This is a genomic window from Devosia sp. LjRoot16 (assembly GCF_964252795.1).
In the GTDB taxonomy this organism is placed as follows: domain Bacteria; phylum Pseudomonadota; class Alphaproteobacteria; order Rhizobiales; family Devosiaceae; genus Devosia_A.
The window spans coordinates 787,178-811,312 of record NZ_CAXUPH020000002.1 but is presented as its reverse complement, the minus strand read 5'-3'; the positions used below and the strand labels follow the sequence as shown (position 1 = coordinate 811,312).

Genomic DNA, 24,135 nt, shown 5'->3' with positions numbered 1-24,135 from the left:
TTTCCTTTCCTTTTCAGATGCATTCGTATGCACAGCGCGCGCCATCAAAGCGGGACTCTCTTAGTTGCCCCCGGGCGGTACAGGCGCTGGCCATCGACCTCGAATATGCCGGCCTTGGGCAGGCGAGCGGAGCTGCGGACGATCAGTTCGCCGGGCAGCACCTTGTGCTGCGGTTCGATCTCGCCCGAGTGGATCTGGTCCATCAGGATATCGACCGTGGCTTCGACCATCGGCTCGATCGGCTGGGTGACCGAGGTGATGCCGTAGCTCGGCCAGCGGGCCGGTCCGACATCGTCATAGCCGACGATCGACAGGTCCTCGGGGATCCGGAGGCCGAACTCATGTCGAGCCACATCCATCACCGCCACCGCCATGTGGTCATTGGCAACGAAGATCGCCTCGGGGCGATGGGGCAGGGCGAGCAGCTCGCGCGCCGCGGCCTCGGCCTCGCTGCGCGAATAATTGCCGGTGCGGATTTCGATCTCGGTGATGCCATGCGCCGCCAGCGCCTCGCGGAAACCGCCGAAGCGGTCGCGATTGGTCGAGGAGTTCTCGAGTCCGGCGACATAGCCAAAACTCTTGTGGCCACCGGCGATCAGGAACTCGCCGAGCAGCCGGCCGCCTTCGTGGTTGCGCGTGGTGACCGACGAGGTTTCGTCGCGTTCGGTGGTGCGGTTGAACAGCACCACGGGGATGCCGGCCACGGCGCATTCGGCGGCAAGCTCGGAGCTGAGCGACGTCGAGGCGAGGATGATGCCGTCGACGCGATACTGCATCAGCTGGTCGAACACCGGGTCGCTGTCGCGGTCCTTGAAGCCGGTGAACAGCAGCATGTGATAGTTCTCGGCCGAGAGCCGCCGGCCCAGTTCCTCAAGCACGTCGGGGTAGAACAGGTTCTCGAGATAGGCCATCACCACGGCGATGATGCGCGATCGGTTGGTGATCAGCGAGCGGGCAATGGCATTGGGCCGATAGCCCAGCTCCTTGGCGGCGGCCAGCACCTTGGCGCGGGTCTTGGGTGAGATCGATGCGCCGGGCGTGAAGGTGCGCGACACGGCGGACTGGCTGACGCCCGCGTGCTCGGCCACCTGCGACGAGGTGACTGGCGCCTTCTTGGTTATTCCGCCGTCCATCCGCCATCCACCATCAATGCCGAGCCGGTAATCATCGCCGCCCAATCGGAGGCGAGGAAAACCACTGGTCCCATGATGTCCTCGATCCGCCCCAGCCGCCCCAGCTTGATCTTGCCCAATACCCAGCCACGAAAATCCGCATCGCTCAGGTTTTTCGCCGTCATCTCGGTTTCGATGAAGGTCGGGCAGATCGTGTTGACGCGAATATTGTGTGGTCCCAGCTCGATGGCCATGCCTTTGCTGAGGCCTTCCACCGCAAACTTGGTGGCCGAATAGACCGCCCGACGCGGCGCCGACACATAGCCCATCTGCGAGGAGATGTGGATGATCGAGCCGGGCCGGCCGGTTTCGACCAGCCGCCGCGCCGCCGCCTGCGAGACGAACAGCAGCGCCTTGAGGTTGAGCCCGGCCACCGCGTCGTAATCGGCCTCCGTTACGTCCAGGAATTCGCCGTGCCGCGCGCCACCGGCGCTGTTGACGAGAATGTCGAAGGGCGGGCTCGCGGCGATCAGCTCGGCGCTTGCCGTGAGATCGGTGACATCGAGCGCGGCGCCGGCGACATCGAGGCCGGCTTGCCGCATCTCGGCGACCACCGCTTCGACGTCGGAGGCAGTACGGGCGGTGATGGTCACCGCCGCGCCAGCCTCCGCCAGCGCCACCGCAGCGCCCAGCCCGATGCCGCGCGTGCCACCCGTCACCAGGGCGCGCTTGCCGTCGAGCCGGATGCTGGGGGTGCGCGGCAGGCTCATCTTACTCGGCGGCCGCCTTGGGGCTGGCGGCGGTACCGTAGGGAACGTTGCGCCCGCCGTAGCGGCGGACCCGGATATTGCCCTGCTCGGCATGGCCGGCAAAGCCTTCGAGCATCGAGAGCCGCGAGGCATATTCACCGACCATCGCCGAGGCTTCGTCGGATTCGACGATCTGCCAGGTGCAGGTCTTGAGGAACTTGCCCACCCACAGCCCGCCGGTGTAGCGGGCCGCCTTCATGGTGGGCAGCGTATGGTTGGTGCCGATGACCTTATCGCCATAGGCGACATTGGTGCGCGGCCCGAGGAACAGCGCGCCATAGTTCTGCAGGGTATCTCGGAACCACAGGTCGCGATCGGTCATCACCTGCACGTGCTCCGACGCGATGCGGTCGGCGACCTCGACCATTTCCTCATAGCTGTCACAGACGATCACCTCGCCGAAATCCAGCCAGGATTGCCGCGCCACTTCGCCGGTCGGGAGGATCTTCAGCAGCCGCTCGACATAATCCATGGTGTCGCGCGCCAGCTTCTCGGAATTGGTGAGAAGGATCGCCGGGGAAGTCGGGCCGTGCTCGGCCTGGCCGAGCAGGTCGGTGGCGCAGAGTTCACCATCGACGGTTTCGTCGGCGATGACGAGGGTCTCGGTGGGGCCGGCAAACAGGTCAATGCCGACGCGGCCGAACAGCTGGCGCTTGGCTTCCGCCACATAGGCGTTGCCGGGGCCGACCAGCATATCGACCGGCTTGATGCTTGCGGTGCCGATGGCCATGGCGCCGACCGCCTGGATGCCGCCTAGCACGTAGATCTCGTCGGCACCGGCCATGTGCTGCGCCGCGACGATCGCCGGCGCCGCCTTGCCGTTGAATGGCGGAGCGCACGTGATGACGCGGCCGCAGCCGGCGACCTTGGCGGTCAGCACCGACATATGGGCCGAAGCGAGCAGTGGATATTTGCCGCCGGGGACGTAGCAGCCCACCGAGGCGATCGGCACGTGCTTGTGGCCCAGCGTCACGCCGGGCAGGGTCTCGATCGCCAGCTCCTGCATGGTGCCCTTCTGCGCCCTCGCGAAGTTGCGCACCTGGGTCTGGGCGAACCTGATGTCGGTCAAGTCCTGCTCAGAAAGCTGCGCGATGCAGGCGTCGATCTCGGACTGGCTCAGACGATAGTCGGGGCGATCCCAGCCGTCGAACTTGCGGGACAGCTCGCGCACCGCGTCGTCGCCGCGCTTCTCGATATCGGCGAGGATGGTCTCGACCGTCAGGCGCACCTGCTTATTGGCCTCGGCGCGCTCCTCGACCGTCTTGCTCTGCTTCAACCAACGCGCCATTGCCCGCTCCCGCACTGCTTCTTGAGTTGTTGTGTCACATTAGCTACCGTTGCATACGTATGCAACGAAGTAAAGTCGCAGCTTACTCAGGCGGGCTGCAAATCGATATCAGACCTTAGGGGAGGGCGCTGCACTGCGTGGTCGGTGGCGTTTTCGAACGCCTGGCCGATGGCGCAGATGCCGGCTTCGTCGCCCAGCCGGCCGACCACCTGCATGCCGAGCGGCAGGCCGGCGGTAAAGCCGATCGGCAGCGCCAGCACCGGGTTGCGCGTCAGGTTGAACGGCAGGGTGCGCATGTGCGTCCACACCGAGGTTTCTCCGTCGAAGGCGGAAAAGGGCAGGGCGGGGGTGAGTGTATTGACGGTCACCAACGCGTCGAACCGTCCGAAGATTTCGGCCTCGATGCGGCGGGCCAACTCGTCCGCAGCGCGCCGGGCGAGGGCGACATCGTCGGTACTGAGGCTCAGGCCGCTCAGCAAGTTGCGCCGGGCGAGCACGCCGTATTCGTCGCCGCGGCTGCGCAGCAACTCGGTGTGCACCGCCAGTGCCTCGGCCTGGATGATCACCGCACCGGCCGCCTCGAAGAGGTGATAATCCGGCAGCGAGACTTCCTCGATCCGCGCGCCCCGCAGCGACAGGGCCGAGACAGCATCGTCCATCGCGGCGATGACTGCCGGGCTCGTTGCGGGGTCGTTGGCGAACCACGCGCGGGCATAGGCGATACGTCGCCCTTCGATCCCCTCGGCAAGCCGCGCCGTGGCGTTGCAGCCGTCGGCGATGGCGTCGAGCGTCAGGGCCGCTTCTTCGACACTGGCGCTGATCGACCCGACATGGTCGAGCGACGGAGAGAGCGGGAAGACGCCGGCGCGAGAGACGCGGTCGTAAGTCGGCTTCAGCCCGACGACGCCGCAATAGCTGGCCGGGCTGCGGATCGAGCCGCCGGTATCGGTGCCGATGCTGGTGCGCAGCAAGCCGCCGGCCACCGCGGCGGCCGACCCGGAGGACGAGCCGCCGGTGATGTGCTCGGTATTCCAGGGGTTGCGAGAGGCGGGGAAGGGCAGGTCGAAGCTCGGTCCGACCAGCGCGAACTCATAGGTCGTGAGCTTGCCGAGCAGCACCGCTCCGGCGGCGCGCAGCCGCTCGGCGACGGCGGCGTCACGGGCCGGGACATGGGCCGCGAACAGCCGCGAACCTGAGGTGGTGCGGATGCCCGCCGTGTCGATCAGGTCCTTGAGCCCGATAGGGATGCCGTGCAGCGGCCCGCGGTCGACCCCTTCACCGAGCTCCCGGTCGGCCCGTGCGGCATCCTCCAGCGCCCGTTCCGCCGTCACGGTGACGAAGGAATGGTAGCGCGTGTCGCGCGCCCCGATCCGAGCGAGGTGAGCCTCGACCAGCGCCACCGCGGTCAGCGAGCCATCACGCAGGCGCGCGCCGGCAGTTCCGATCGAATAGTCAGCAGCACTCAACGCAGCAGGTCCGATTTCCTCAACAGCGCCATGCAGCCCTCGAGCCAGCGGGCTCCGGCGAGCACCGCCGGCAGTTCGGCGGGCGCAATGGCGATCCGCTGCTTTCTAGCAGCTTCTGCGAGGTCTGCGCTGCTTGGCGTGTCGTACATCAGGCGGCCGCCTCGATGCGCTCGCCGCTGGTGCGGTCGAACAGGTGGCAGGCGCCTGGCGCGATATTGGCCCGCACCAGGTCGCCGATCTGGGCGCGATAATCCTTGGCAGTCTTGATCGATACCAGCTCGCCGCCGGCCCGCATCGAAATCATCGTGGCTTCGCCGAGCAGTTCCACCGAATAGATTGGCGCGGCGACGTTGCCGCCTTCGCCGGCGAGCGTCGCATCCTCGGCTCGGAAGCCGAGCGTCACCGGGCCCTTTGCCCCACGGGGCAGGCCGGCGACTTCGATGTTCTCGCCGCGAAACACCCCGTCGGCGATGTCGCCCGGCACCAGATTCATCGCGGGCGAGCCGATAAAGCCGGCAACGAAGGTATTGGCGGGCCGATCGTAGATCTGCATCGGGGTGCCCACCTGTTGCACCACGCCGCGGCTCATCACCACGACGCGGTCGGCCAGTGTCATGGCTTCGATCTGGTCATGCGTCACGTAAATGGTGGTGGTCTTCAGCGTGTGGTGCAGGTTCTTGATCTGCGCCCGGGTCGAGACGCGCAGCTTGGCATCAAGGTTGGAAAGCGGCTCGTCCATCAGGAAGGCGTTGGGTTCGCGCACGATGGCGCGGGCCAGCGCCACGCGCTGCCGCTGCCCGCCCGAAAGGGCGGCGGGGCGGCGCTCGAGGAACTCGTCGAGCTCCACCATTTTGCTGGCGCGCATCACCCGCTCATGGTGCTGCTCGGTCGGCACTTTCCGCACCTTCAGCGGAAAGCGGATGTTCTCGTACACCGTCATGTTGGGGTAGAGCCCATAGCTCTGGAACACCATCGAGATGTCGCGGTCCTTGGGCTCGAGCTTGTTGACCAGCCGGTCGCCGATCCAGATCTCGCCGTCGCTGACATCCTCAAGCCCGGCGATCATCCGCATGGTGGTGGTCTTGCCGCAGCCCGATGGGCCGAGCAGCACCAGAAACTCCTGGTCGGCGATATCGAGGCTGAATTCCTTGACGCCGACGAAATTGGTCCAGCGCTTCGACACGTTCTTGAGTTGGATCCGGGCCATCGGGATCAGCCTTTCACTGCGCCGGCGGTGAGCCCGCTGACGATCTGGCGTTGGAAGAAGAGCACGAGAATGAATAGCGGCACCGTCGCCGAGACCACCGCGGCCACCGCGTACATGACATTGCCCTGTTCCTGCACCGAGCCAAGGAAGCTCGAGATCTTGGGCACCATGGTCTGGTTGTCGGCACTGAGCAGCATCGAGGTGGTGGCGAAGTCGTTATAGGCAAGCAGGAAACTGAACAGCCCGGTGGTCACCACGCCTGGCCACATCACCGGGATGATGACGCGGCGGAACGCCTCGAAACGCGAGCAGCCATCGACCATGGCGCTCTCATCAAGATCCTTGGGGATCGACAGGAAGAACGAGTGCAGCATCCACAGCGTGAACGGCTGGTTGATGGCCACGAGGACGATGATCGAGGTCGGCAGTACGCCCCAGATGTTGAGCTGGAAGAAGGGGAGGAGGTAGCCCGAGACCAAAGTGATGTGCGGCATGGCGCGGAACACCAGCGCCGCGATCAGGATCCAGAAAGCATAGCGCTGGCCCGAGCGGGCGAGGGCATAGCCGCCGAGCGTTCCGAGCGTCAGCGAGATGATGGTCACCGACACCGTGACGATCGCGGTGTTGAACACGGCGCGCCAGAATTCGCGCGTTACCCAGGCACCGTAGTAGCCGTCGCCGGTGAAAGCCGAACCCGTCTCCTTGATAGTGTTGGTGCCGAAGATGGCGTTCCACCAGCTCTCGCGGGAGAAGAAGTCGACCTCGACCTTGAACGACCCCCACACCGTCCAGAGGAACGGGAAGGCGGCGAGGATCACCCACAGCACAATGAAGGCGGAGACGATCAGCTTGAGCGGCAGCGGGCGCCGGAGCGCGATGGAGTCCGACATCGTCACACCACCTTGTGGTTGAATTCGCGCCAGGTGCGTACCAGCACCGGCAGCAGCAGGATGACCACGCCGACAATGGTCAGCACCGAGGTAGCGCCGGCCGAGCCGAACAGCTGGGCATCGCCCGAGAGGTCGTTGAAGATCATCCAGCTCAGCGAGGTGGCATTGGCCTCGGCCGAGAACCCGACGATCGGTTCGAAGACGCGGAAATTGTCCATCAACTGCACCAGGGCGACAAAGGTCGCGAGCGGCGCGAGGTGGGGCATGATGACGAAACGGATGCGCTCCCAGCGCGAGGCGCCGTCGATCATCGCCGATTCCAGCGTATCGGCCGGCACGGTCTGCAGCCCTGCATAGAACACCACGAAGGAGAACGGCGCATTGGTCCAGATGCCGTAGAACAGCAGCGACAGCCAGGTCAGCAGCGGCGAGGCGCGCAGCGACAGGCGCGGATCGTTGAAGATGTCCTGGATGGTGGCGCCGATAATGCCTTGCGGGTGGATCATCCAGTAAAGGATGAGCGAGCCGACCAGCGGCGTAATGATCATCGGCAGCAGCGAGAAGAAGATCACCGGCCCCTTGATGAAGCGGGGGATGGTGTTGACCGCCAGCGCGATCAGAAAGCCCAGCGCCATGGCGAGCGGCGTCACCACGAAGCAGAACACCAGGGTGAAAGCGAGTGCCTTATAGAAGGGCAGGTTGTAGATGCGGGTGAGGACGTCGGCGAGCCCGCGGTTATCGGCGAAGATGGCGCCGAGCTCGTTGACCGCCAGGTGCCCGCGGTTGAGGTAGGTGCCGAGCCCGTTGAACTGGCCGAGCGGCTGTTCCTGTTCGAGCCTGGCGGTCGCGTCGGCGTCGACCCGCACCTCCTTGGTGCAGCCGCCGAACGGCTGGCAGTTCTCGACTTCGACGAGGATGCGCCCGTGTTCGACATAGAATGATTGCACCACCACCGAGACGATGGGCAGGGCGATGAACAGCACCATCGCGATCAGCGATGGGAGAATGAAGGCGAAGAATGTCTTATGCGGCATCGAGCGCCTCCAGTTCGGCTGACAGAAGTCGGGAGAGGCCGGAGAACGGTGGCCTCTCCCGATGAACCGGGCTTAGAGGAAGCCGCCTTCCTTGGCGGCAGTGTCATAGGCCGCCTTCACGTCGGCAAGCGCTTGCTTCGCATCCTCCTGGCCGGCCATGAATTCGGCGAGCTCGGCCGAGAGCGCTGTGTGCAGCAGGCCCATATAGGGCTGCATCGGGTAGGCACGGGCGCCACCGGTAGCATTGGCGATGACGCCGACCGCTGCTGGGCCGGGGGTGTAGCCCTTGACCAGCCAGGTGGCGACGGCAGCGTTCTTGGCCACCATATCCGGGCTGATGCCGTGCACCATGGCGCGGAACGAGGCCTCGGCATCTTCGTCCGAGATGTTCTTGGCGATGGTGAAGCCATCCCACCACAGCGCGGCGCCCGGGATGGACTGGCCGGCAATGGTCGGCGCGGCGGCGAGCACGGTGTTGGCGACGACGCCGTCGGCGGCGCCTTCGGCATCCAGCGTGGCACCGGCAAGCGAGCCCCACTCGTTCATGATGGCGACCTTGCCCGCCTCGTACTCGGCCTTGATGCCGTTGGCGTCGAAGGTGAGGTAATCAGGGTCCATGTAGGCGGTCATCGCCTTCATGGTCTCGAGCACCTTCAAGCCATTGTCGTTGTCGATGGCGAGCTCGGCGCTGCCGGGGGCAAAGAACTCGCCACCGGTGCCGAGATAGGCGTTGACGAACTCGGCGGCGAGATCCCAACCCGGCTTCACGCTGGCGGCCAGCGGGGTTTCCATCAGCCCGGCATCCTTGATCGCCTTGGCGGCAGCGAGCACGTCGTCCCAGGATTTGGGCGCGGCGACGCCGGCCTTGTCGAGGATGTCCTTGCGGTAGAACAGGTGCTGGCCGTTGCCCATGAAGGCGATGGCCATGACCTTGCCGTCGATCTTGATCAACTGGTTGGGTTGCAGGTCCTGGCCATACTTTGCGACCAGGTCGTCGAGCGGCCGGATCAGGTTGTCGTTGAGCAGCGGTACGATCGAGTTGTTGGCGACCACGGCCACGGTGTACTCGGCCGGATTGATCGAGAGTGCCGGCACCTGCAGGTTCTTGTGCTCGGCAGTGGCGTTGGCGGTGACCTTCACCGCATCGGTGGCGCACTCCTCAGCCGTGCTGTTGACGAGGCGCAGCGCCTCGAAGTCGTTCGACAGAATGCGAACCGAACCCGCGGTGACCCCGCAATCGGCAAACGCCGCGCCTGCGCCTAGACAGAGCGCCGCGATGGACACGCCGGCCGCCAGAAAATGCTTCATCTCGTCTCTCCTGTGTTCACCGGGCTGTTCCTCATGCCCAGGTGATGTTCTCCCGCGCAGGAGCTGCGACAGACCCGAGGGACGAAGGAGCGTTTCGGGGTCGCCGTGCCTGCGATGTGCAAACGCTATGACAATTTTGCATACGAATGCAAATTGATTCTGCATACGAATGCATGGCGGTGTGCGGCTGTGGATTTTTGCTTTGTCCATCAAGCCATAAGGGGAGGGCGCGACGTCGACAACTGCCGTGCGAGCAGCCGGCTGAGGCCACCCTCAGCGCAGCGTCTTGCTCATGTGCCGATGCGGGATCGTCACCTCGATGAACTCGTCACTGTCCACGGCGTAGCCCTGCCGCTCGTAAAAGCCGATCGCGGTGCGGCGCGCCGCGAGCCCGATATGACGCACCCCGAGGGCGCGGGCATGTGCCTCGAATGCCTCGAGCAAATGTTCGCCGACACGCTGGCCCCGCATATCCTCGGCAACGGCCATCTGGCGCAACTTGACGCTGTCCACGCCCTCAGGCCTGAGCATGACGACACCGATAAGCCTCGCATCGCGATAAGCGGCGAACAGGGTATCGCCGGCTTCAGCGGCAATATCGGCAGCGGTGAAGTCGAGCCCCAGTGGCGTGCGCAGCACGGCGCGCCGCAGCATGAGGGCATCGTCCCAACCCGGGGTGCCGAGCGCGGGGCGGGTGATGGTCACCGGCCAGCTGGCCTCCCAACGCCGACTTCGACCCAACCCCGTTCGGCGTTCGAGAGGAGGGCCGCATCGACCAGTTGCTGGGCCCGCCAGCCATCCTCGAAATCCGGCGCGGGTCTTCTGCCGGCGCGGATGGCCGAGACGAAGCCGCGCACGCCGATCGGGGTGGTGTTGTAGACGCTGAGCGCATCGGCCGGGTTGGCGGCGCCATAGAACTCGGCCGGCACCTCTAGCGGCACCGTCTCGCCCCCGGGCCTGAAGCTTTTGAGGCTGAGCTTGGCTCCCGACCCGAACAGCACGTGATCGAGTTCGAGCGCGCCATTCTCGCCTTCAACGCGCAACAGGTGCTGCACGATGCGGTCGCTGTCGTGGCTGACATTGGTGACGTCGACGATACCTTGGGCGCCGCCGGTATAGCGAAAGGTCACATGGGCGAAGTCGTTATTGCTGGGCCTGCCCTCGTGGCCGGCAATGGCGCGGCGCGACACCGCCGTGCCGAGGTCGGCGCTGACGCTGGCGATTTCCTCGCCGGTCAGCCAGCGCGCCAGATCGAACAGATGCGAGCCGAGGTCGCCCAGGACACCGTTCGCTCGGGCCGGGTCGAGCCGCCACTGGTACTTTCCGTCATGGGCGAAGTTGGTAATGAACGACAGGTGCGTGCGATAGATCCGTCCGAACGTGCCGGCCTCGATCAGCGCCTTCACATACTGAAAGTGCGGCTGCCAGCGCCAGGTGAACAGCACCATGTGACTGACCCCGGCCCGCTGAGCCGCGTCGAGCATCTGCCGGGCGTCGGCGGCCGAGTTGGCCAACGGCTTTTCGCAAAGGACATGGAGGCCCCGCTCGATCACCGCGAGCGTCACCTCCTTGTGCAGGTCGTCGGGCACCACCACGGCCACGGCATCGAGATCATCGCGCGCGATCAATTCGCGATAGTCGCGGTGGATGCCCTTGATGGCGAAGCGCTCCGCGAGCTCGGCCAGTCGCGCTTCATTGCGTCCGGCGAGCGCCACAAGCTCGACGTCGTCATAGTCGCGCAACGTATTGAGATAGAGCAGTTCGGCCCAGCCGCTCGTCCCGATCACCCCCAGGCGCACCCGATCTGCCATATCCTGTCCCTCAAGGTCAGTGCCACCCAAGACGAACGCTAGCACGTCTGCTCGTCTAGGTGGAGATATGCAGAATTCATTGGCCGTTAGATTGGGGGATGTGCCACATCAACTGGAGTGTGTCTGTTCAAACGACAAAGATTTGCAGTATCTGTGGAGGGGGTGGCAAGGTTGGCTGACGGATTGGTGCTTCATCCACTCGATAATCATCTCTGGAACGCCCTGAACGGGGCGTGGGCAGGCTACAGCCGGGCGGTCGGTCGCATCCGACTGCTGTCGCCCGACATCGCCCGTGTCGTGGCCCTCGAAGCGGTTTCGCCGGCCAACCTGTCGACGCTCGCCTGGGCGATGGCTGTTGGGGAGGAAATCCTCGTCATCGCCCCCCAGGTGCTTCAATCCACCGCTGAGCTCGAGGTGCAATCGGTCAAGCCGGTCCTGCAGATGGTTGCGGATGGGCCAATCCCGGCTGCACCTGACATCGCGACGGTCCGGCTGAGTGCGGCCGATTTTCCGCAGATGCTGGCATTGGTGGATGTGGCGCGCCCGGGGCCGCTTGGCCCACGTGCCCTGGAGCTGGGTAATTTCCGCGGTATCTTCGATGGCGCCAAGCTGGTGGCGCTGGCGGGTGAACGGCTGCGCTTCGACCGCTACACCGAAGTCGCCACCGTCTGCACCCACCCCGACTATCGGGGCAGGGGCTACGCCAGGGCGGTCGTCTCGGCCGTGATGCAGGAAATCGTCGATGCTGGCCGAACGCCGTTCCTCGGCGTCGATGATAGCAACATCGCTGCGATCCGGCTCTACGAGGCACTTGGGTTCACGCATCGTAGCACCTTCTACCTGAGCCTCGTGAAGCGCACCGGCGAGGTCGGGCAAGCTGACCGATGAAGGAGCAACTGGCGCTGATCTTCGCCGCCATCCCGCCTGCCGAGTTGGCCCAGGTTGCCGCCCGCGTGCTCGACGTTGCTGACGCGGACGTGCAATCGGTGGCCTTCGCCGAGATCGAAACACCGCATGCCGATCCTCGAACAATCGGCATCGTTCGGGTCTCGGGCCTTGCGTCGGCGGGCGGCGCCGGGGGCGCCTGGTCCTCGGTGACCAAGCTGATCGACCTCTCGGTGCCCAATGTTCTCGGCACGCCGGTCGACCCGCGCAACGAGGTGCTGGTCTACGAGAGGCGATATTTCGTCGGCGGTGGTGGTGGTCTGAGGCCAGCCAAGTGTTTTCACATCTCGCGGCCCAACGACACCCTGACCATCCTTTGGCTCGAGGATCTGACCGAGGCGGAGGCGCCGCCATTCTCGGTCGAGCAACTGGGCGCCATGGCGTACGACCTCGGGTTATGGAATGCCGGGGCGGCAGCCGAAGCCCCGCTATTCGAGTTTCCGATCGGAAGCGATTTCCAGGTGAAAAGCGCCGAGGGCTTCGATTTCGCGACGCGCGCCTCCGACCTCCTGGCGCTGCGGGACGAGCCGATGGTCCGCGCCATGTGCGCGCACCAGCCGGTGGAGACCGTGGTGGCCTATGTGGCGGCCTATCTCGATCTGGTTGAGCGGTCGAAGAGCTTGCCGCATGCACTGGGATTGGCCGATTGCCCGATCAGCAACTTCTTTCACCGGCCGGGCGAAACCATTGCCATCGACTGGGCCGGCCTCGGCAACGAGCCGCTGGGTGCCGATGGTGGCCGCTTCATCGGATCGGCGCTGAGCTGGGGCAGGCGCTTCGTCGAGGTGGCGCGGAGCGAGCGGCAGCTGTTCGAGTGCTATCTGGCGGGCCTCAGGGCAGGCGGCACCATGGCCGATTCCGCGACCTTGCGGAGCGGCTACCTCAGCGAATTGGGGTTCTACCTTGCCTCGATGACGACCCTCCCCACCACCCTGGCGCGGCCGAAATCCGGCCTGTCGCTCGCCTATTTCGAGAAGCGCCTCGACATGCCGATCGGCGATTTCGGTGCCGCCGCGGCAGACCTGGTGCAACTGCTGCCCTCCTACACCGCGGAAATGCGGGCGCTGCAGGGGCAGTAGGGGTAGCGTGCAATAGGACCGCTGGACTCGAGCTCCGGACGACAACGGTTAGTCCACTAAAATTATGGACTAAATTCAGAAATAGCATGGCGTTCTCAATTGGGCCGGCTCCCGCGTCACAATTTGTAAGGGCGTCACCACATTAGCAACGACTGCTCTCGCGCTGAGGCCGTCTATCGTGGTGCAATTTTCCCTATGTCGAACGTCACGTCTAACTGCCGCCCAAGCCTGCCACAGCTGCTGCGCTCGCTTAAGGCCCAAGGCGTCCGTTCGGCCGCGCCTCGTCGCTATTTCCTGACCCACGGAGTTGCGTGATGACTTTGCTCGATCCCAATGTGGCCGCCGCGGCCCCGCAGGATGCATTGACCCAGGATGCACTTGCCGACGCAGCTGCATTCAAGCGCGCGATGCGTCACCTGGCGGGGGCGGTGAGCGTCATCACCACCGGGCGTGGCGAGCAGCGCACCGGCTTCACCGCGACGTCGGTCTCATCGTTCTCCATGGATCCGCCGGCGATGATCGTCTGTCTCAACCGTTCGTCTTCGTCCTGGCCGGTGGTTCGGGAGCATCAGAGCTTCTGCATCAACCTGTTGGCACATGACCAACTGCACGTCGCCGACCGCTTCAGCGGTCGCGGCGGCGCCACGGGCGTTGCGCGCTACGAGGGTGCGGCCTGGCAGGAACTGGCCACCGGCGCGCTGGGCCTGTCCGACGCTCTGACGGTGATCGACTGCGAGCTCGACGAAGCCATCGAGCGGCATTCGCACGCCATCCTGATCGGCCGCGTCCGCGCCATCCGCACGCGCGAGACAGCGGAGCCGCTGCTCTACTGGCACGGCGCCTATCGGCACATTTCGAATCTGGACCGCGTGCTGACCTCGGCCTGACGCCGGGGCAGGCCAATCACCACACAACGCGGGAGCTGAAGTTGGACATCAAGCGTATCGACGAGCGGGTCAGCGTCTCACCCCAGATCGATGTCGAAGACGTGGCGCGCCTCAAGGCAGCGGGGTTCGTCGCCATCATTAACAACCGGCCGGACGGCGAGGACGCCACCCAGCCGCCAGGCGCGGTGATCGCCGAAGCGGCCGCCGCCGCGGGTCTGCGCTATTTCGCCATTCCACTGGGCCGTGACGGCGTCCGTGACGAGCTGATCGAGGCGACCCGCCAGGCGCTCGACAGCATCGACGGGCCGGTCCTCGCCTATTGCCGCTCCGGCACCCGCTCGACCACACTATGGGCGCTCAGTCAGACCGGGCGCGAGGCGACCGAAGACGTCATCGGCAAGGCTGCGGGCGCCGGCTACGATATCTCGCACCTGCGCGGCCATCTCGACGCCGGCGTGTAGCGCTGCCCTGACCAGCAGTTTCTCCGCCAGGCGCCGAACAGCTGTCGCTGGGTGAGGGGGCAGGTCGAGCGGCCGCTCCTTCCACCTGAGCGGCCGGCTTCGGTAGCGGGTTCGGAAAACCTCTAACCCTTCCCCGCCGCCCAGGCGGTCACCTCCGCCGCATCCCGCTTCCCGCTGATCGCATCGGCCAGCCCGGAAGCAATCACCGGACCCAGCTTGAACCCGTGCCCGGAGCACGCGCTGAGCAGCCAGCTCTTCGCCCCGATCGGCTGGACCACAAAGCGCTCATCGTCGGTGACGGTGTAGTAGCAGACCTTGGCTTCGAGCAGCTCGTAGCGCTCGAAGCCGGCGAAGATCTCGCTTGCCGCGGTCTTCACCGCCGCCACGTCCTCCGGCGTCGCGACGCGATTGTCCGAGCCGTCGCCGCGGCGGGTGAACACGTGGTCGCCGAGCTTCAGTCGGGTGCCGCCGCGCGGTGGCAGGATGTAGCCCCCATGGGTGAGGCCCTGGTCGATCAGCACTGGCGCCGCGGCCCACGCCGCTGCCAGCTCGGCCGGCGGCTGCAGGTAGAGCATCACCTGGCGCGAGGGGGTAAGGCGGGGCCGCGCCGCGGGATAGACGGCGGGCAGCCAGGCGCCGGCGGCGATGACGACCACATCGGCAGAGCGCCGCTCGCCGTTCACCGTGAAGCTGCCGGCTTCGGTGTCGGCCTCGCTCACCCGGCTATGCGGATGAAGCGCCACGCCGGCCTCGGCCAGCCACCTGGCGAGATCAGTGACGATGCGGCTGGCGAACAGCATGCCGGCGCCCTCAGCCTCGAACGCCTCGGCGATACCCTCCTGGCGCAGCATCGGCAGCCGCGCGGCGATCTCCGCCCTTGAGACAGAGCGGTGGGCGATGCCCATGGCGTCGAGTTCACCAGCCGTCGCCGCGTACCAGTCCGACGCGCGCCGCGCCACGTACAGCAGGTTGGTCGGCAGGTAATGCGTCGCGCCGAGATCGCGCCACAGCTCCTCATAGGCCCGGAACGCCTGCGGCATCAGGGCGCCATAACCGCTGAGCCCGCCATAGGTGTGCCGGGTGATGCGGTGCTCGTCGAACGACGAACTGACCGGGTTAGGGATCGCTCCCTGTTCGTAAAGCGACACCCGGGCACCCCGCTTGTGCAGCGCCCAGGCCAGCGACAAGCCGCCGATTCCGCCGCCGATGATTGCGATGTGCTGCTGCATCTCTTTGTCCCGTGTTCCTGCCGCAAGGAGAGAGAAAGCCGTTCGGCTCGTCCACTGCCGCCAAGGACATAGTTTTTCCCGCGACGCTCCCAGAAGGCAAAGTTCTATGCCTCCAGCGCCTCGCTTTGGCGAGCATGTATCTTTATTGTCCATAGAATTAATAGACTAATGGAGATCATCGTGCTGGCACGCGACAAGGCCACGCTCTACCTGCTCGAGCCCAGCTTCGAGGACGCTGCCTTTCCCGGACAGAAATTCTTCTGCCGGCACGGCGCCCTGGTCGAAGGCGTGCTCGGCCATCATCCCGAAGTGCGCGACAAGCTCCAGGTCGAGCGCATCGCTTTCCCGCGCCCGCGCCAGGCAGTGATCGCGGCCATCGGCGAAGCCAACCAGGCGCTGCCGGTGCTGGTGCTGCCGGCCGGTGAGAGCAGCCCGTCGGCGACCGGCATCGCCAATGGCCATGCCTTCGCTGCTGGCGCCAGCGCCATCCTTGCGACGCTCGCCGAGCGCCACGGCATCCCCGTCATCCATCCGTGAGGCCCCAGCCATGAGCTACAAGCTGAGCCTGCTCGACAAGAGCCCGATCGCCAAAGGCGAAACCGCCCACGACGCGCTGAAGCGTACGCTGGCTTTAGCGCAAGCCGCCGAGCGGCTGGGGTTTCACCGCTTCTGGGTCGCCGAGCATCACGACACCGCCGACCTCGCCAGTTCGGCCCCGGAACTGGTGATCGCCTGGCTGCTGGCCGGCACGCGGCGCATCCGCATCGGCTCGGGTGGCGTCATGCTGCAGCATTACAGCCCCTACAAGGTGGCGGAGACCTTCAACACGCTGGCTTCGATCGCACCGGGCCGCGTCGACCTCGGCGTCGGCAAGGCGCCCGGCGGCCTGCCGTTCTCCACCAAGGCGCTACAGAGCGAGCGGGAGGCCGGCAAGAAGCTCGATTTCAACGGCCTCCTCACCGACCTCACCACCTTCCTCGATGGCACAGAGGGCCCTGATCGCGCCAAGGCGACGCCGTCACCGGTAACCGCACCCGAACGCTTCCTGCTCGGCGCCAGCGTCGACAGCGCCGAACTGGCGGCCGGGCAGGGCTGGGGCTTCGTCTTTGCCCGTCACCTCAATGGCGACGAAGCGCTGCTCGCCGCGACGGTCGAACGCTACCGCCAGCTCACCGGCCGTTCGCCGGTTGTCGCGGTCGCGGCGATCCTGTCGCGCGATGGCAGCGAGGCTAAGGCCCAGGGCGACCGGTTCCGACCGCTGAAACTCCATATTGCCGGGCGGCAGAGCGTCACCATCGGCAGCGAAGAGCAGGCCAAAGAGTTCGCCCGCCAGGCCGGCGTCAGCGACTACCGCACCGAACCCGCAACCCCGAGCGTCGTCACCGGCTCGCCGCGCGACCTGCTCGACGAACTCGACCGGCTGAGCGGCACGCTCGGCGTCGGCGAGTTCATCGTCGATCTGTTCAACCAGGGCGACAGCCGCCTCGAAGCGGTCGAGCTGCTGGCCGCGGCGCACGCCGCCGCCGGCCGTGTCGCCATCCCCGCCTGACCCCTAACGGAGCCCTTAAGATGAGCAAGCGCATCCCATTCGGCATCATGCTGCAGGGCCCGGGCGGCCACATGAACGCCTGGAAGCACCCCAGCGTTCCGGCCGATGCCAGCGTCAATTTCGACTATTACGTGCGGACCGCCAGGCAGGCCGAAGCCGCCGGCATCGCCTTCGCCTTCATTGCTGACGGGCTCTACATCAACGAAGTGTCGATCCCGCATTTCCTCAACCGCTTTGAGCCGATCGCCATCCTCTCGGCGCTTGCCGCCGTCACCGACAAGATCGGCCTCGTCGGCACGCTCTCCACCTCCTACTCGGATCCCTTCACCGTGGCCCGGCAGTTCGGCTCGGTCGATGCCATCAGCAAGGGGCGTGGCGGCTGGAACGCCGTGACCTCTCCGCTCGAAGGCTCGGCCAAGAACTACAGCCGTGAAAAACACCCCGAGCATGCGCTGCGCTACCAGATCGCCGGCGAGCATATCGATGTGGTGAAAGGCCTGTGGGACAGCTGGGACGATGATGCGTTCGTGCGCAACCGCGAGACCGGCCAGTATGCCGATTTCTCGAAGCTGCATCGGGTCAACTACAAGGGCCAGTTCCACAGCGTCGAGGGCCCGCTCAACCTCGAGCGCTCGCCGCAAGGCCAGCCGGTGCTGTTCCAGGCCGGCGGCTCCGATGATGGCATCGCGCTCGCCGGGCGCCACGCCGACGCGGTGTTCGCCAACGGCGCCTCGATCCCCGAGAACCGGGAGTTGACGAGTAAGCTGAAAGCCAGCGCCGTGGCGCATGGCCGGCGCTCCGACGACATCAAGGTGTTCCCCGGCATCTCGCCGATCGTCGGTTCGACCGCCGAGGAGGCGGAGCGCAAGTATCGCGAGATCCGCGACCTGGTCAGCGTGACGGAGGCGCTGCGCTATATCGGCCGCTTCTTCGACCACCACGACTTCACCCAGTACGACCTCGATGCGCCATTCCCTGAGCTGGGCGATCTGGGCAAGAACCAGTTCCGTTCCGGCACCGACCGCATCAAGCGTATCGCCAAAGAGAAAAACCAGACCCTGCGCGAGGTGGCGCTCGAAAACACCACACCGCGCAACGATTTCATCGGCACGCCGGATGTGGTCGCCGGCAAGCTGATCGAGTGGGTAGAGCAGGGGGCAGCCGATGGGTTCGTTCTCGGCTTCCAGGTCATCACCCAGGGCCTCAACGACTTTGAGGCAGAGGTCCTGCCGATCCTCGAGCGGCGCGGCTATCACTCGCGTGAGCTGATCGGTACCACGCTGCGCGAGCATCTCGAACTGCCGCGCCCGGTAAACCGCTTCGCCGATGAAGCCGCGGCGAAGGCCGGAGCGGCCGAATGACTATCGATGTCGCCGAGTTCGTGGCGATCCGGCACCGGCTCCACTCCGAGCCGGAGCTGGCCTACGAGGAGAAGAAGACCAGTGCGCTGGTGGCCGAGCTCCTTACTGGCTGGGGCTACGAGGTCGCGACCGGCATCGGCGGCACCGGCGTCGTCGGAACGCTGAGGCGCGGGCCGGGCGCACGGACCATCGGCATCCGCGCCGATATGGATGCGCTGCCCATCACCGAGGCGACGGGTGTCCCCTATGCCAGCAAGACGCCTGGGGTGATGCATGCCTGCGGGCATGATGGGCACACCGCGATCCTGCTCGCGGCAGCCAAAGAGATTGCGGGGACGCGTAACTTTTCCGGTACGGTTCGGCTGATCTTCCAGCCCGCCGAGGAGAATGGCGGCGGCGCCCGCAAGATGATCGAGGATCGGCTATTCGAGCGCTTTCCGGTCGATGCGGTGTTCGGGCTGCACAACTGGCCGGGGGTGCCGGCCGGTGAGTTCCGCTTCATCGACGGGCCGGCCATGGCCTCGGTCGACATAGTCGTCGTCACCATCACCGGCAAAGGCGGACACGGCGCCCGGCCGCACGAGGCGGTGGATCCGATCGTCACTGCCGCCTCGCTGATCATGGCGCTGCAGACCATCATCTCGCGCAACACCGATCCGCTCGAGGCGGCGGTGGTCACGGTGGGCGCGATCCACGGCGGCAACGTGCCGAACGTGATCCCGAACAGTGTCGAGCTGCTGCTGACCGTCCGTGCCTTCTCCGCCTCGGTGCGCCAGAGCATCAAGCAGCGCATCGCCGCTTTGGCGGAGGCCCATGCCCAGAGTTTCGGCGCTACCGCCAAAGTGTCGGCGCCGCGCGGCTATCCTGTGCTGGTCAACCACGCCGCCGAGAACGCCTTCGCGCGGGGCGTGGCGCAGCGGCAGCTGGGGGAGGGGAGTGTCGGCACGCTCCCTCCGATCACTGCCAGCGAGGACTTTGCCTTCATGCTGGAGCAGCGCCCGGGCGCCTACCTGTTCGTCGGCAATGGCCCGAGCGCCGATCTCCACAGCCCCAACTACGACTTCAACGACGAGATCCTCGGCATTGCTGCCCGCTACTGGGTGGCGCTGGTCGAGGAGTACCTGAGCGCCAACGAGGAGGCGGCAGCGGCATGAGCGACTATTTCTACTACACCACCCCTGACCACCCACTGGCCGAACCGCTCGTCACCCAGCTGACCGCGGAGTACGACCGGCGCTACGGCGCCTATTTCGGCGAGACCGCCGACAAGGAAATGAATCGCTACCCGGCCGCGCTGTTTGCGCCGCCCGATGGCAATTTCCTCTTACTGCTGCGCGACGGTTTTCCGATCGCCGGCGGCGCCTTCAAGCGCTTCGATGGCGAAACCGCCGAGCTCAAGCGCATCTGGACCGATGAGAACCATCGCCGCCAGGGGCTGGCCAGGCGCGTCGTGGCCGAGCTCGAGCAGCAGGCGTTCCGGCAGGGTTTCTCGCGCCTCTACCTCACCACCGGCTTCCGCCAGCCGGAGGCGCGCGACTTCTACCTCAATGCGGGCTATACGCCGCTGTTCGATGTCGATGCCGATCCCGAGATCTACGGCGCGCTGCCATTCGAGAAACTTCTCGTCAACCCGCCGCCCGGCTATGTCCCGACGCTGGTGACCCCGCCCGAGGGTGGCTGGAAGGCGGCGCGCGAGCGCCAGCTTGCCGAGCACAGATAGCCACGCCACCGCATTTTCGCAGGCAAACGAACTCTCCGGCGACCCAACAACAGACGCCGATGCTTTGACCTCGCGACGCTAAAGTCTATCATTTTGATAGACTAACGATAATGACGGGCCCAAGCCCCAGGAAACAACGAAGGCACCACTGATGGCTACGACCGATGCAAGTTCTGCGAGTGTCGAACTCGACCTGGCGCGCTCCTCCGCCGATCCGGGCGGTTATCGCGTCGTGCCGGCCAAGCACCCATGGCGGATCGCCGGAACGGTGGTGGCGGGGCTGCTGATCCTCGTTACGCTCCACTCGGTGCTCACCAACGAGCGCTGGGGCTGGACGGTGTTCGCCCAGTACTTCTTCGATGGGGCGGTGCTGATCGGCCTCGGCCGCACTCTGTGGCTGACGCTGCTGGCGAGCCTCCTCGGCTTCTTCCTCGGCGGCCTGCTAGCGTTCGCCCGGGTGTCGAAGTCGAAGCTGCTCTCCGGCCTCTCCTGGGCCTATATCTGGCTGCTACGCTCGATCCCGCTGATCGTCCTGCTGCTGGTGCTCAACAATATCGGCTACCTCTACCCGACCGTCGATATCGGCATCCCGTTCACCGATATCCTGTTCGCCCAGTACGGCACCACCTCGGTGCTCAGCGTCTTCGCCGTGGCGGTGATCGGCCTCAGCCTCAACCAGGCAGCGTTCTCGGCCGAGATCATCCGCGGCGGCATCCTGTCGATCGACCAGGGCCAGCAGGAAGCGGCGGCGGCACTGGGCCTCTCCTGGCGCCACCAGTCGCTGCGCATCGTCCTGCCGCAGGCGATGCGCGCCATCATCCCCTCGGGCTTCAACGAGATCATCGGCCTCGCCAAGGCCACCTCCATTGTCTACGTGCTGGCGCTGCCAGAGCTCTTCTACACCGTGCAGGTCATCTACAAGCGGAACCTCGAGGTCATCCCGCTGCTGATGGTGGCAACGGTCTGGTACCTGATCATCATGAGCGTCTTGTCGCTCATCCAGTTCGGCATCGAGCGCTATTTCGCCAAGGGCGCCACCCGCGAGGTGCAGGCGCCGCTGCTCGGCCGCTTCCTCGGTCCCAACCGCACGGCGAGGGCCATCGCCGCCGTCCGCGCCACGCCGCAGACGCAGCGCGCCCCGCTCGCCGCCTTCGATCGGCACAGCCACGATGTCGGCCGCATCGACATCCGCCGCATCACCAAGAGCTTTGGCGACTTCAAGGCGCTCGACAATGTGAGCCTCACGGTCGAGCCCGGCGAAGTGACGGTAATCATCGGCCCATCCGGCGCCGGCAAGTCGACGCTGCTGCGCACCATCAACCACCTCGAGCGGCCGGATGCCGGGTTCGTCTCGATCGATGGCGAGATCATCGCCTACGAGCAGCGCGGCAACGTGCTCTACGAGCTCAAGGATCGCGCCATCCGGCAACGCCGCGCCGGCATCGGCATGGTGTTCCAGAACTTCAACCTGTTCCCGCATCTGACGGCGGTGGAGAACCTGATCGAAGCCCCCATCGCGGCGCAGAAGCTCGAGCACGGCAAGGCCGTCGGCCAGGCGCTCGACCTGCTCGATCGCGTCGGTCTCTCCGACAAGGCCGAGGCCTATCCGCGGCATCTCTCCGGCGGCCAGCAGCAGCGCGTCGCCATCGCCCGCGCCCTGGCGCTGAAGCCCAAGGTCTTGCTGTTCGACGAGCCGACCTCGGCGCTCGATCCCGAGCTGGTCGGCGAAGTGCTCGACACCATCAAGGAGCTGGCGAAATCGGGGACCACGATGGTCATCGTCACCCACGAGATCGGCTTCGCTCGCGAGGTCGCCGACAAGATCGTCTTCATGGAGAACGGTCGCATCGTCGAAGCCGGCGCGCCCGAGCGGCTCTTCAACTCTCCTTCACACCCCCGGACGGCCGAGTTCCTGGCCAAGGTCCTCTGACACACAAGGTTTCCTGAAATGCGCCTTCTTTCTCTCGTGTTCGCTGGTGGCCTCGTCGCCGCCGGCTTCGGCGGAGCCTACGCTGCCGAAGATATCTTCGATCTCAGCCCCGAACAGCCCGGCCGCATCCATGTCGAGGCCGACCCGGCGCTGGCCGCAAAGCTCCCCGCCGACTTCAAGTGGGTGGTGCCGGGCAGCTTCACCGTGGCGGTTGCCGCAGCCGGCGAACCGCCGCTCGGCACCTACGCCACCGATGCTGCGACGGTGGTTGGCGCCGACCCTGATATCGCCTGGCTGGTTGCCGACAAGCTGGGGCTGAAGCTCAACCTCGTGCCGGTCGCCTGGGCCGATTGGCCGCTCGGCCTAACCTCCGGCAAGTATGACGCGGTGATCAGTAATGTCGGCGTTACCGAAGAGCGGAAGCTGAAGTTCGATTTCTCCACCTATCGGCAGGGCCTGCACGGCTTCTTCGTTGTCACCGACAGCCCGATCACCTCGCTGAAGCAACCCAAGGACGTGGCCGGCCTCAAGATCGCGACCAGCTCGGGCACCATCCAGGATCGCATCATCAACGAGTGGAACAAGGAGAATGTCGCCGCCGGCCTCCCGGCGAGCGACATCCTCTACTACGAGGACACCCCGGCGGCGCTGCTCGCCATCCAGTCGGGGCGCGTCGACGCGATCTTCAACGTCAACTCGATCTTCACCTACCAGGGACTGAAGACCGGCGCGATCCACCAGGTCGGCACCGTCAATGCGGGCTGGCCCAACACCACCGAGGTTGGCATCACCACCCGCAAGGATAGCGGTCTCGCTCCGGTACTGACCGAGGCGCTGAACGCGGTGATCGCCGACGGCAGCTACGCCAGAACGCTCAAGCGCTGGCACTTGTCGCCGGAGGCGGTGGAAACCGCCAAGACCAACCCGCCGGGCCTGCCTAAGTACTGACTTAGCCGGACCTTCCGAGACACGCCGGCGACAGTGCGAAGCGCCGGACGCATAGCGTCGCATTACCGGGGACACCGGGATGTGCGCCCAGCCTCTTCGCACCCAATTGGATCCAAGAAAGGCGTCAAAAATGACCCTCATCCGCACGGCAGCCGCAGGCCTTCTCGCCGCCGGCCTGCTGTTCTCCGCCGCTTCAGGGGCTTTCGCCCAGGGCGGCTTCGACCTCACTCCGGAGCAGACGGCTCGCCCTAAAGCCGAAGCCAATCCGGAGGCGATCGCCAAGATCTCACCCGACTTCAAGCCGGTGACCCCGGGTGCCCTGACCGTCGCGCTGACCGTCGGCGATCCGCCGCTTTCGACCTACGCCACCGACTCCTCCACCCCCGTCGGTGTTGAGGAAGATACGGCCTCGATCATTGCCGATGCATTGGGCCTGAAGCTCGTCCTGGTGCCAGTGGCCTGGCCCGATTGGCCGCTCGGTCTCGAATCCGGCAAGTTCGACGCCGTGATTTCCAACGTCACCGTCACCGAGGCGCGCAAGGAGAAGTTCGACTTCTCGTCCTACCGCCTCGACGTCCTCGGCTTCTACGTGCCCAACGAGAGCAAGATCACCGAGATCAAGGAGCCCAAGGACATTGCGGGCCTCAAGGTGATCGTCGGCGCCGGCACCAACCAGGAAAAGATCGTCGTCGAGTGGGACAAGCAGAACGTCGCTGCCGGCCTGCCGGCCGCCGAGTTCCAGTACTATGACGATACCGCCGCGGCGCAGTTGGCGCTGCAGTCCGGCCGCGCCGACGTCGAGTTCAACCCCAACGCCCAACTCGCCTATCGCGCCGTGGTCAGCGGCAACACCCGGCTCGTCGGCATCGTCAACGGCGGCTGGCCGCTGACCGCCGAGATCGCCGTCGCCACCAGGAAGGGCGCCGGCCTCGCCGATGCGCTCACCGCCGCGATCAACGGGCTGATCGCCAACGGCAAGTACATCGAGGCGCTGAAGCGCTGGGGGCTCGACGCCGAAAAGCTCCCTGAATCGCGCACCAACCCGCCGGGCCTGCCCAAGACCTGATCTCCAGATCGTCCCACCCCTTCCTCGGGACGTAG

24 protein-coding genes are annotated in these 24,135 nt (G+C 65.7%); 12 read left to right on the top strand and 12 right to left on the bottom strand.

Annotated features, from left to right (window positions below; genetic code table 11):
* Positions 1-44: 44 nt before the first annotated feature.
* From ACSQ23_RS14345 to ACSQ23_RS14295, 11 genes are all read right to left on the bottom strand, one after another.
* Positions 45-1,133 carry a LacI family DNA-binding transcriptional regulator gene (locus ACSQ23_RS14345; protein ID WP_055879190.1) on the bottom strand — a complete coding sequence of 363 codons (1,089 nt, stop codon included), beginning with the start codon at positions 1,131-1,133 and terminating at the stop codon, positions 45-47.
* The gene (locus ACSQ23_RS14340; protein ID WP_436091030.1) at positions 1,118-1,882 is read right to left on the bottom strand and encodes an SDR family NAD(P)-dependent oxidoreductase; all 765 of its coding nucleotides are present in this window, start codon (positions 1,880-1,882) and stop codon (positions 1,118-1,120) included. The genes ACSQ23_RS14345 and ACSQ23_RS14340 overlap by 16 nt, the downstream gene beginning before the upstream one ends.
* Before the next feature lies 1 nt (position 1,883).
* Positions 1,884-3,209, bottom strand: coding sequence for a histidinol dehydrogenase (gene hisD / locus ACSQ23_RS14335; RefSeq protein ID WP_055879185.1), 1,326 nt, complete (start codon positions 3,207-3,209; stop codon positions 1,884-1,886).
* Positions 3,210-3,295: 86 nt separating this feature from the next.
* The gene (locus ACSQ23_RS14330; protein WP_436091029.1) at positions 3,296-4,675 is read right to left on the bottom strand and encodes an amidase; all 1,380 of its coding nucleotides are present in this window, start codon (positions 4,673-4,675) and stop codon (positions 3,296-3,298) included.
* Positions 4,672-4,824 carry a hypothetical protein gene (locus ACSQ23_RS14325; protein WP_156384577.1) on the bottom strand — a complete coding sequence of 51 codons (153 nt, stop codon included), beginning with the start codon at positions 4,822-4,824 and terminating at the stop codon, positions 4,672-4,674. Before ACSQ23_RS14325 ends, ACSQ23_RS14330 begins: the two co-directional genes overlap by 4 nt.
* Positions 4,824-5,882, bottom strand: a complete 1,059-nt coding sequence (locus ACSQ23_RS14320; RefSeq protein WP_055879180.1) for an ABC transporter ATP-binding protein — start codon at positions 5,880-5,882, stop codon at positions 4,824-4,826. Before ACSQ23_RS14320 ends, ACSQ23_RS14325 begins: the two co-directional genes overlap by 1 nt.
* 5 nt (positions 5,883-5,887) lie before the next feature.
* Positions 5,888-6,772, bottom strand: coding sequence for a carbohydrate ABC transporter permease (locus tag ACSQ23_RS14315; protein WP_055879177.1), 885 nt, complete (start codon positions 6,770-6,772; stop codon positions 5,888-5,890).
* A gap of 2 nt (positions 6,773-6,774) precedes the next feature.
* Positions 6,775-7,806, bottom strand: coding sequence for a carbohydrate ABC transporter permease (locus ACSQ23_RS14310; RefSeq protein WP_055879174.1), 1,032 nt, complete (start codon positions 7,804-7,806; stop codon positions 6,775-6,777).
* Between the two features lie 72 nt (positions 7,807-7,878).
* The gene (locus tag ACSQ23_RS14305) at positions 7,879-9,114 is read right to left on the bottom strand and encodes an ABC transporter substrate-binding protein (protein WP_436091028.1); all 1,236 of its coding nucleotides are present in this window, start codon (positions 9,112-9,114) and stop codon (positions 7,879-7,881) included.
* Positions 9,115-9,387: 273 nt separating this feature from the next.
* Complete coding sequence (locus ACSQ23_RS14300; RefSeq protein ID WP_200940442.1) at positions 9,388-9,819, bottom strand: GNAT family N-acetyltransferase; 432 nt, start codon at positions 9,817-9,819, stop codon at positions 9,388-9,390.
* A complete protein-coding gene (locus ACSQ23_RS14295) occupies positions 9,816-10,925 on the bottom strand; it encodes a Gfo/Idh/MocA family protein (RefSeq protein ID WP_055997703.1) in 1,110 nt (369 codons plus the stop codon). Before ACSQ23_RS14295 ends, ACSQ23_RS14300 begins: the two co-directional genes overlap by 4 nt.
* A 171-nt stretch (positions 10,926-11,096) precedes the next feature.
* On the opposite strand from ACSQ23_RS14295, the gene ACSQ23_RS14290 reads away from it, so the two are divergent.
* The 4 genes from ACSQ23_RS14290 (at position 11,097) to ACSQ23_RS14275 (ending at position 14,297) form a co-directional block, all read left to right on the top strand.
* On the top strand, positions 11,097-11,813 hold the full coding sequence (locus ACSQ23_RS14290) for a GNAT family N-acetyltransferase (RefSeq protein WP_436091027.1): 717 nt from the start codon (positions 11,097-11,099) through the stop codon (positions 11,811-11,813).
* Positions 11,810-12,949 (top strand): hypothetical protein, encoded by a 1,140-nt coding sequence (locus ACSQ23_RS14285; protein WP_436091026.1) that lies wholly within the window; start codon positions 11,810-11,812, stop codon positions 12,947-12,949. Before ACSQ23_RS14290 ends, ACSQ23_RS14285 begins: the two co-directional genes overlap by 4 nt.
* Positions 12,950-13,263: 314 nt before the next feature.
* Positions 13,264-13,836 carry a flavin reductase family protein gene (locus tag ACSQ23_RS14280; protein WP_436091025.1) on the top strand — a complete coding sequence of 191 codons (573 nt, stop codon included), beginning with the start codon at positions 13,264-13,266 and terminating at the stop codon, positions 13,834-13,836.
* 41 nt (positions 13,837-13,877) lie between these two features.
* Positions 13,878-14,297, top strand: coding sequence for a TIGR01244 family sulfur transferase (locus ACSQ23_RS14275; RefSeq protein WP_436091024.1), 420 nt, complete (start codon positions 13,878-13,880; stop codon positions 14,295-14,297).
* Between the two features lie 122 nt (positions 14,298-14,419).
* Here ACSQ23_RS14275 and ACSQ23_RS14270 read toward each other — a convergent pair whose 3' ends face one another.
* A complete protein-coding gene (locus ACSQ23_RS14270; RefSeq protein WP_436091023.1) occupies positions 14,420-15,526 on the bottom strand; it encodes an NAD(P)/FAD-dependent oxidoreductase in 1,107 nt (368 codons plus the stop codon).
* 180 nt (positions 15,527-15,706) lie between these two features.
* Between ACSQ23_RS14270 and ACSQ23_RS14265 the strand changes: the two genes are divergently transcribed.
* The 8 genes from ACSQ23_RS14265 to ACSQ23_RS14230 all read left to right on the top strand — a co-directional run bounded on the left by ACSQ23_RS14265 (position 15,707) and on the right by ACSQ23_RS14230 (position 24,100).
* The gene (locus ACSQ23_RS14265; protein ID WP_436091022.1) at positions 15,707-16,063 is read left to right on the top strand and encodes a DUF3088 domain-containing protein; all 357 of its coding nucleotides are present in this window, start codon (positions 15,707-15,709) and stop codon (positions 16,061-16,063) included.
* 10 nt (positions 16,064-16,073) lie between these two features.
* Positions 16,074-17,075 carry an MsnO8 family LLM class oxidoreductase gene (locus ACSQ23_RS14260; RefSeq protein WP_436091021.1) on the top strand — a complete coding sequence of 334 codons (1,002 nt, stop codon included), beginning with the start codon at positions 16,074-16,076 and terminating at the stop codon, positions 17,073-17,075.
* Between the two features lie 20 nt (positions 17,076-17,095).
* The gene (locus ACSQ23_RS14255) at positions 17,096-18,436 is read left to right on the top strand and encodes an LLM class flavin-dependent oxidoreductase (RefSeq protein ID WP_436091020.1); all 1,341 of its coding nucleotides are present in this window, start codon (positions 17,096-17,098) and stop codon (positions 18,434-18,436) included.
* Positions 18,433-19,590: a M20 aminoacylase family protein gene (locus ACSQ23_RS14250; RefSeq protein ID WP_436091019.1), complete on the top strand. Its 1,158-nt coding sequence runs from the start codon at positions 18,433-18,435 to the stop codon at positions 19,588-19,590. The genes ACSQ23_RS14255 and ACSQ23_RS14250 overlap by 4 nt, the downstream gene beginning before the upstream one ends.
* Positions 19,587-20,156: a GNAT family N-acetyltransferase gene (locus tag ACSQ23_RS14245; protein WP_436091018.1), complete on the top strand. Its 570-nt coding sequence runs from the start codon at positions 19,587-19,589 to the stop codon at positions 20,154-20,156. Before ACSQ23_RS14250 ends, ACSQ23_RS14245 begins: the two co-directional genes overlap by 4 nt.
* 148 nt (positions 20,157-20,304) lie before the next feature.
* Positions 20,305-22,086 (top strand): amino acid ABC transporter permease/ATP-binding protein, encoded by a 1,782-nt coding sequence (locus ACSQ23_RS14240; protein WP_436091040.1) that lies wholly within the window; start codon positions 20,305-20,307, stop codon positions 22,084-22,086.
* An 18-nt stretch (positions 22,087-22,104) separates the two neighbouring features.
* Complete coding sequence (locus ACSQ23_RS14235; RefSeq protein ID WP_436091017.1) at positions 22,105-23,034, top strand: ABC transporter substrate-binding protein; 930 nt, start codon at positions 22,105-22,107, stop codon at positions 23,032-23,034.
* A gap of 130 nt (positions 23,035-23,164) precedes the next feature.
* The gene (locus ACSQ23_RS14230) at positions 23,165-24,100 is read left to right on the top strand and encodes an ABC transporter substrate-binding protein (RefSeq protein ID WP_436091016.1); all 936 of its coding nucleotides are present in this window, start codon (positions 23,165-23,167) and stop codon (positions 24,098-24,100) included.
* Positions 24,101-24,135: the final 35 nt, after the last annotated feature.

What these genes read in the sequence shown, in the direction of transcription:
- ACSQ23_RS14270 (WP_436091023.1), bottom strand. Translation starts at nt 15,526, where the DNA reads ATGCAGCAGCACATCGCAATCATCGGCGGCGGAATCGGCGGCTTGTCG.
- ACSQ23_RS14235 (WP_436091017.1), top strand. Translation starts at nt 22,105, where the DNA reads ATGCGCCTTCTTTCTCTCGTGTTCGCTGGTGGCCTCGTCGCCGCCGGC.
- ACSQ23_RS14345 (WP_055879190.1), bottom strand. Translation starts at nt 1,133, where the DNA reads ATGGACGGCGGAATAACCAAGAAGGCGCCAGTCACCTCGTCGCAGGTG.
- ACSQ23_RS14250 (WP_436091019.1), top strand. Translation starts at nt 18,433, where the DNA reads ATGACTATCGATGTCGCCGAGTTCGTGGCGATCCGGCACCGGCTCCAC.
- ACSQ23_RS14280 (WP_436091025.1), top strand. Translation starts at nt 13,264, where the DNA reads ATGACTTTGCTCGATCCCAATGTGGCCGCCGCGGCCCCGCAGGATGCA.
- hisD (WP_055879185.1), bottom strand. Translation starts at nt 3,209, where the DNA reads ATGGCGCGTTGGTTGAAGCAGAGCAAGACGGTCGAGGAGCGCGCCGAG.
- ACSQ23_RS14295 (WP_055997703.1), bottom strand. Translation starts at nt 10,925, where the DNA reads ATGGCAGATCGGGTGCGCCTGGGGGTGATCGGGACGAGCGGCTGGGCC.
- ACSQ23_RS14310 (WP_055879174.1), bottom strand. Translation starts at nt 7,806, where the DNA reads ATGCCGCATAAGACATTCTTCGCCTTCATTCTCCCATCGCTGATCGCG.
- ACSQ23_RS14305 (WP_436091028.1), bottom strand. Translation starts at nt 9,114, where the DNA reads ATGAAGCATTTTCTGGCGGCCGGCGTGTCCATCGCGGCGCTCTGTCTA.
- ACSQ23_RS14340 (WP_436091030.1), bottom strand. Translation starts at nt 1,882, where the DNA reads ATGAGCCTGCCGCGCACCCCCAGCATCCGGCTCGACGGCAAGCGCGCC.
- ACSQ23_RS14260 (WP_436091021.1), top strand. Translation starts at nt 16,074, where the DNA reads ATGAGCTACAAGCTGAGCCTGCTCGACAAGAGCCCGATCGCCAAAGGC.
- ACSQ23_RS14255 (WP_436091020.1), top strand. Translation starts at nt 17,096, where the DNA reads ATGAGCAAGCGCATCCCATTCGGCATCATGCTGCAGGGCCCGGGCGGC.
- ACSQ23_RS14320 (WP_055879180.1), bottom strand. Translation starts at nt 5,882, where the DNA reads ATGGCCCGGATCCAACTCAAGAACGTGTCGAAGCGCTGGACCAATTTC.
- ACSQ23_RS14315 (WP_055879177.1), bottom strand. Translation starts at nt 6,772, where the DNA reads ATGTCGGACTCCATCGCGCTCCGGCGCCCGCTGCCGCTCAAGCTGATC.
- ACSQ23_RS14325 (WP_156384577.1), bottom strand. Translation starts at nt 4,824, where the DNA reads ATGTACGACACGCCAAGCAGCGCAGACCTCGCAGAAGCTGCTAGAAAG.
- ACSQ23_RS14285 (WP_436091026.1), top strand. Translation starts at nt 11,810, where the DNA reads ATGAAGGAGCAACTGGCGCTGATCTTCGCCGCCATCCCGCCTGCCGAG.
- ACSQ23_RS14245 (WP_436091018.1), top strand. Translation starts at nt 19,587, where the DNA reads ATGAGCGACTATTTCTACTACACCACCCCTGACCACCCACTGGCCGAA.
- ACSQ23_RS14230 (WP_436091016.1), top strand. Translation starts at nt 23,165, where the DNA reads ATGACCCTCATCCGCACGGCAGCCGCAGGCCTTCTCGCCGCCGGCCTG.